This is a genomic window from Actinophytocola sp. (assembly GCF_050699915.1).
Taxonomy (GTDB): Bacteria; Actinomycetota; Actinomycetes; order Mycobacteriales; family Pseudonocardiaceae; genus Actinophytocola.
Genome location: NZ_JBOHGA010000288.1, coordinates 1 through 6,707 on the forward strand (window position 1 = coordinate 1; position 6,707 = coordinate 6,707).

Below are 6,707 nucleotides of genomic sequence, written 5' to 3' on the forward strand. Positions count from 1 at the left end.
GCATCGAGGTCCGGCTCGGCGTGCTCGCCGCCCGCTACGTGCCGGGCGACGGCCTCAAGCTCGCCGACGGCGCCCAGGTCCCGGCCGACCTCGTCGTCGTGTCCGCGGGCGTCCGCCCGGAGACCGGCCTTGCCGAGGAGGCGGGGCTCGCGGTGGACGGCGGCGTCGTGATCGACGACTCGCTGCGCACCAGCGACCCGCGCGTGCACGCGATCGGCGACTGCGCGCGGCACCCCGGCACGGTTTCCGGGCTCGTGCAGCCGGCGTGGGAGCAGGCCGAGGTGCTCGCCGACCTGCTGACCGGCGCGGACCCGGCCGCCCGCTACCGCGGCACGCCCGTGGTCACCTGGCTGAAGGCCCGCGACGTCGACCTCGCCGCCCTGGGCGACGTGAGCGACAGCGATGACGCCGAGGTCCTGCTGCTCCAGGACGTCACCCGCGGCCGCTACGCCAAGCTCGTCCTACGCGACGAGCGGGTGACCGGCGCGATCCTGCTCGGCTCGCCCGATGCCGCGGCCACGATCACCCAGCTCTACGACCGCGGCATCCCCGCCCCGTCCGACCGCATCGCCCTGCTGCTGGGCCGCGCCATGCCGCCCGGTTCGGTGACGAGCCCGGCGGACCTGCCGGCCGCGGCCACCGTCTGCCGCTGCAACACGGTCAGCAAGCGCCAACTCGTCGCCGCCTGGCGGGCCGGCGCCCGCAGCGCCGCGGACCTCGCGTCGGCGACCCGGGCGACCACCGGCTGCGGCGGCTGCGGCGACGCCGTGCGCGGCATCGCCGACTGGCTGACCACTACTGACGCCTAAGCAGAGGAGGAGTACGTGACCGTCGAGACCGAGACCACGATCGAGCCGGCCGCCACCACGAAAGGCGGCCGGTGGATCGAGCACTGGGACCCGGACGACGAGGGGTTCTGGGAGTCGACCGGCAAGCGGGTCGCCCGCAAGAACCTCGTCTTCTCGATCTTCGCCGAGCACCTCGGCTTCGCGATCTGGGTGCTCTGGTCGGTGGTCGTGATCAACCTGGCGAACGTCGGCCTGACGATGACCCTCGCGGAGATGTTCTGGCTCACCGCGATCCCGAACCTCGTCGGCTCGGCGCTGCGGATCCCCTATACGTTCGCGGTGCCGAGGTTCGGCGGCCGGCTGTGGACCGGCGTCAGCGCCGCACTGCTGCTGATCCCGTCGGTCCTGCTGGCGACCGTCGTGCCGAGCGGCTGGCTCGCCGCCCAGTCGCACGAGGCGCAGTTCTGGGTGCTGTTCGCGTGCGCGGCGACCGCGGGCTTCGGCGGCGGCAACTTCTCCTCGTCGATGGCGAACATCTCGTTCTTCTACCCGGAGCGGCGCAAGGGCTTCGCGCTCGGGCTGAACGCGGCCGGCGGCAACCTCGGCGTGGCCGTCGTGCAGCTGGTCGTCCCGCTCGTGGTGATCATCGGTGTGCCCGCGGCGGCCGCGAAGCTGCCTCAGCACGAGGTGCACCTCGCCTACGCCGGGCTGGTGTGGCTCCCATTCGTCGTGGTCGCGGCGATCTGCGCGTGGCTGTTCATGGACAGCCTCACCCAGGCCCGCTCGGACGCGCGCTCGTATCTGACGGCGCTGCGGCACGGGCAGACATGGGTCATGTCGGTGCTCTACATCGGCACCTTCGGTTCGTTCATCGGCTACTCGTTCGCGCTGCCGCTGGTCGTCAAGAACACGTTCCCCGAGTTCCTCGCCACGCACCCGTTCATCGCCACCTACCTCGCCGGGCTCGGCTTCCTCGGCGCGCTCATCGGGTCGGTCGCGCGCCCGTTCGGCGGCTGGCTCTCCGACCGCATCGGTGGCGCCCGGGTGACGTTGTGTTGCTTCCTCGGGATGGGCGTGTGCACCGCATTCGCGATCGTCGGTGTGACCCAGCACAGCTTCGGCCTGTTCTTCGGTTCCTACATGGTGATCTTCCTGCTGTCCGGCGCCGGTAACGGGTCCACGTACCGGATGATCCCGGTCATCTTCGGCGAGCTGGGCCGCCGGGAGGTCGCCGAGCACGGTGGCGACGCGGCGGCGACCGCGCTGGCGTACAAGCGGAAGGCCGCCGCGGTGATCGGCATCGCGGGCGCGATCGGCGCGTTCGGCGGGTTCCTGATCCAGGTCGTGTTCCGCGACGCGAGCCTGGCCGTCACCAAGGCCGTCACCGCCGCGTCAACGCCCGCGGAGAAGGTCGCGGTCGCACAGGCCAACGCCGACTGGTCCACTTCCGCGCTGTGGGTGTTCCTCGCCGGCTACGCGGTCTTCGCGGTCCTGACGTGGTTCTACTACCTGCGCCGGTCGTTCGTCGTCGCGCGGGTGCCGAGCCTGGCGCACGCCGGAGTCTGAGGAGGTTCTTCGATGGCACGCACGCTCATCGTGGCCGGCAACGGCATGGTCGGCCACCGGCTCGTCCAGGCTCTGCGCGATCGCGACCGTCGCGGCGACTGGCGGGTCGAGGTGTTCGCCGAGGAGACGCGGCCGGCCTACGACCGGGTCGCCCTGTCGTCCTATGTGGACACCTGGGACGCGGCCACGCTGACCCTCGCCGGCGCCCGTTTCGAGGGCGACGAGGCGGTGTCGCTGCACCTCGGCGACCCGGTCGTGGCGGTCGACCGGGCCGCGCGCACGGTGACCGCGGCCTCCGGGCAGGTGTGCGGCTATGACGCGCTGGTGCTGGCGACCGGCTCGTACCCGTTCGTGCCGCCGGTGCCCGGGCACGACCTGCCCGGCTGCCACGTGTACCGCACGATCGACGACCTCGACGGCATCCGCTCCCACGCCGCGCATGTGCCGCGAGGGCGGCGGGCGGCGCTCGTGGTCGGCGGCGGGCTGCTGGGACTGGAGGCCGCGAAGGCGCTGCGGGACATGGGGCTCTCGCCGCACGTGGTCGAGCTCGCGCCGTGGTTGATGCCGGTGCAGGTCGACGAGGGCGGCGGCGCGCTGTTGCGCCGGCTCGTGGAGTACCTGGACGTCACCGTCCACCCGGGCACCGGCACGTCGTCGATCGAGGCCGACGGCGACCGGCTGCTCGCCCGGCTCGGCAACGGCAGTGAGCTCGACGTCGACCTCGTGGTGTTCTCGGCCGGCGTGCGGCCGCGCGACGACCTGGCCCGCGCGGCGGGGCTGCCGGTCGGAGAGCGAGGCGGTGTGATGGTCGACGACGCCTGCCGCACCGCCGACCCGCGGGTGTACGCGGTCGGCGAGTGCGCCTGCCTGGACGGCCGGGTCTACGGGCTGGTCGCGCCGGGCTACTCGATGGCCGAGGTCGTCGCCGACCGGCTGCTGGGCGGCCAGGCCACCTTCCCGGGCGCGGACACCTCGACCAAGCTCAAGCTCCTCGGCGTGGACGTGGGCAGCTTCGGCGACGCGCACGCGCGGACCGAGGGCGCGCTCGAGGTCGTGCTCAACGACGCGGTGGCCGGCTCGTACAAGAAGCTCGTGCTGTCCGACGACGCCAGCACGCTGCTCGGTGGCGTGCTCGTCGGCGACGCGTCGGCGTACGCGACGCTGCGGCCACTGGTGGGCCGGCCGGTGCCGGGCGACCCGGCCGCGCTGATCTCCCCGGCCGGTGCGCCGGTCGGGGTCGGCGCGCTGCCGGCCGACGCGCAGGTCTGCTCGTGCCACGCGGTGACCCGCGGTGCGATCGACGGCGCCATCGCCGACGGATGCGTGGACGTGCCCGCGCTCAAGACCTGCACGAGAGCCGGGACCGGGTGCGGCTCGTGCGTGCCGATGCTCTCCCAACTGCTCGGCGCGGCCGGTGTCGCACAGTCGAGGGGCCTGTGCGAACACTTCACGCACAGCCGGGCCGAGCTGTTCGAGATCGTCCGGTCCACCGGGATCACGACGTTCTCCGAGCTGGTCACCCGGTACGGCACGGGCCGCGGCTGCGACATCTGCAAGCCCTCGGTGGCTTCGATCCTGGCCTCGCTCGGCGGCGGCCATGTGCTCGACGGCGAGCAGGCCGCGTTGCAGGACACCAACGACCACTTCCTCGCGAACATCCAGCGCAACGGCACGTACTCGGTGGTACCGCGTATCCCGGGTGGCGAGATCACCCCGGAGCGGCTGATGGTCATCGCCCAGGTGGCGCAGGACTTCGGGCTGTACACGAAGATCACCGGTGGGCAGCGGATCGACCTGTTCGGCGCCCGGGTCGAGGCGCTGCCGCGGATCTGGCGCCGGCTGGTGGACGCCGGCTTCGAGTCCGGGCACGCGTACGGCAAGGCGCTGCGCACGGTGAAGTCGTGCGTCGGCAGCACCTGGTGCAGGTACGGGGTGCAGGACTCGGTAACGATGGCGATCGAGCTGGAACTGCGCTACCGCGGGCTGCGATCGCCGCACAAGATCAAGGCCGGGGTGTCGGGCTGTGCCCGGGAGTGCGCCGAGGCGCGGAGCAAGGACTTCGGCGTGATCGCCACCGAGCACGGCTGGAACCTCCACGTCGGCGGCAACGGCGGCTTCTCGCCGCGGCACGCGGAGCTGCTCGTGTCCGATGTGGACTCCGAGACGCTCGTCCGGCTGGTCGACCGGTTCCTCATGTTCTACGTCCGTACCGCCGACCGGCTGCAGCGCACCGCGGCGTGGCTCGAGGCGATGGACGGCGGCATCGACCACCTGCGGGACGTGATCGTCGAGGACAGCCTCGGAATCTGCGCCGACCTGGAGGCCGCCATGGCCAGACATGTCGAGTCCTACGCCGACGAGTGGGGCGGGGTGCTCGACGACCCGGTGAAGCTCGCCCGGTTCACGTCTTTCGTCAACGCGCCGGGAACGCCGGACCCGACCGTGACCTTCCGTTCGGAACGGGGCCAGCCGGTGCCGCTCGGCATTCCGTCGACTACGTCGGAGGTGAGCCGATGACCGCGCTGTCGACCTGGACCGCCGTATGCGCGCCGGCCGACCTGTTGCCCGGCCGCGGGGTGGCCGCGCTGCTCCCGTCCGGTGCGCAGGTGGCGGTGTTCCTCGTCGCCGACGAGGTGCACGCGGTGTCCAATGTGGACCCGTTCAGCGGGGCGGCGGTGCTGTCCCGCGGCATCGTCGGCGACCTGGGTGGCGTGCCGGTGGTCGCCTCGCCGATGCACAAGCAGCACTTCGACCTGCGCACCGGCGAGTGCGTGGAGGACCGGTCGGTGTCGGTCCACGTCCACCCCGTGCGAGTCGCGGACGGGGTGCTGATGGTGGGGTCGCCTTGACGGCCGTGGCGCCTCTGGCGGGGTTCACGGTCGGGGTCACCGCGGCGCGCCGCGCGGACGAGCTGGGCGCGCTGCTCGAACGCCGCGGCGCGACCGTCTACTACGGACCGGCGATCCGCATCGTCCAGCTCGCCGACGACACCGATCTGCTGAACGCCACCCGCGGCCTGCTGACCGCCCCGGTGGACGTCACGGTGGCGACCACGGGCATCGGGTTCCGCGGCTGGATGGAGGCGGCGGAGGGCTGGGGCATCGGCGACTCGCTGCGGACCGCGCTCGGCGCGTCGGCGGTGCTGACCCGGGGACCGAAGGCGAAGGGCGCGGTGCGGGCGGCCGGCCTGGTGGAGGACTGGTCGCCGGACTCGGAGTCGAGCGCCGAGGTGCTCGACCACCTGCTGGAGGCCGGTGTGGACGGACTGCGGATAGCGGTGCAGCTGCACGGCGAGCCGCTGCGGACCTTTGTGGACTCGCTGCGCTGCGCGGGTGCCGAGGTGGTGGAGATCCCGGTGTACCGGTGGACGGCGCCGACGGATCCCGCGCCGCTGGACCGGTTGCTGGACGCGGTGCTGGCCGGGCAGGTGGACGCGCTGACGTTCACCAGCGCTCCCGCGGCGGCGAGCGTCCTGCGGGCCGCGGGAGACCGCGTCGACGCGGTGCTGGACGAGCTGCGCCACCGGGTGCTCGTAGCGTGCGTGGGTCCGATCACGGCGGGGCCGATGCAGCGGGAGGGCGTGCCGGTGATCCAGCCGGAGCGGGCCCGGATCGGGGGGCTGGTGCGGGAGCTGTCGGTGGCGCTGCCGGCGCGGGCGATGCGGGTGAGCCTCGGCTCGTCGGTGCTGGAGCTGCGCGGCCAGGCGGTGGTGGTGGACGGCGAGCTGCGCACGGTGCCGCCCGCCCCGATGGCCATGCTGCGGGCGTTGGCCGAGAGCCCGGGCCGCGTGCTGTCCCGGCCGGTGCTGGGCGGCGTGCTACGCCGCCACTCCGGCCGCCTGGACACGGTGGACCAGCACGCGGTGGAGACGGCGATCGGCCGCCTGCGCTCCGCCCTGGGCACGGCGGGCCTGGTGGAGACGGTGGTCAAGCGCGGCTACCGCCTGGCCGTCCCGGTCGGATGACCCTGCTCCTGGCGGCCCACGGCACCCGCGACCCCGCCGGCCCCACCACGATCGAATCGCTGGCGTCCGCGGTCCGCGAGCGCCTGCCCGGCGTCCGGGTCGCCGTGGCCTACGCCGACGTCCGCCCACCCGACATCGCCACGGCCCTCGCGAGTCCCCCGTTCCCGCCCGGTGAGTCCCCCGTTCCGGTCGTCGTGCCGGCGTTCCTCGCCGCCGGGTACCACGTGCACGTGGACATCCCCGAGCAGATTCGACGCAGTGGCCGGCCCGCGATCCTCACCCCGCCGCTGGGCCCGTCCCTCGCCCCGGTCGCGCACGAGCGGCTCGTCGAGGCCGGTTGGCGGCGTGGCGACCCCGTCGTCCTCGCGGCGGCGGGCTCCGCGGACCCG

General features: G+C 73.3%; 6 protein-coding genes. All 6 read left to right on the forward strand.

The genetic code is table 11. The features are described 5' to 3' along the window. Positions 1-809, forward strand: an 809-nt coding sequence (locus tag ACRDSK_RS30375) for an FAD-dependent oxidoreductase (protein ID WP_431444827.1), incomplete at its 5' end; no start/stop codon positions are given. Between the two features lie 15 nt (positions 810-824). Next, complete coding sequence (locus tag ACRDSK_RS30380; protein WP_431444828.1) at positions 825-2,354, forward strand: MFS transporter; 1,530 nt, start codon at positions 825-827, stop codon at positions 2,352-2,354. A 12-nt stretch (positions 2,355-2,366) separates the two neighbouring features. Continuing rightward, positions 2,367-4,871 (forward strand): nitrite reductase large subunit NirB, encoded by a 2,505-nt coding sequence (gene nirB / locus ACRDSK_RS30385; RefSeq protein ID WP_431444829.1) that lies wholly within the window; start codon positions 2,367-2,369, stop codon positions 4,869-4,871. Next, on the forward strand, positions 4,868-5,203 hold the full coding sequence (gene nirD, locus ACRDSK_RS30390) for a nitrite reductase small subunit NirD (RefSeq protein WP_431444830.1): 336 nt from the start codon (positions 4,868-4,870) through the stop codon (positions 5,201-5,203). The genes nirB and nirD overlap by 4 nt, the downstream gene beginning before the upstream one ends. Continuing rightward, entirely contained in the window at positions 5,200-6,318 is a 1,119-nt protein-coding gene (locus ACRDSK_RS30395; protein ID WP_431444831.1) for a uroporphyrinogen-III synthase, read from the forward strand. Before nirD ends, ACRDSK_RS30395 begins: the two co-directional genes overlap by 4 nt. Further along, positions 6,315-6,707 (forward strand): sirohydrochlorin chelatase (locus tag ACRDSK_RS30400; protein WP_431444832.1); only part of this gene is annotated, 393 nt, incomplete at its 3' end. The genes ACRDSK_RS30395 and ACRDSK_RS30400, both read left to right, overlap by 4 nt.

Bases quoted from the DNA above. Each gene is read 5' to 3' on its own strand.
- nirB (WP_431444829.1), top strand. From the start codon at position 2,367: ATGGCACGCACGCTCATCGTGGCCGGCAACGGCATGGTCGGCCACCGG.
- nirD (WP_431444830.1), top strand. From the start codon at position 4,868: ATGACCGCGCTGTCGACCTGGACCGCCGTATGCGCGCCGGCCGACCTG.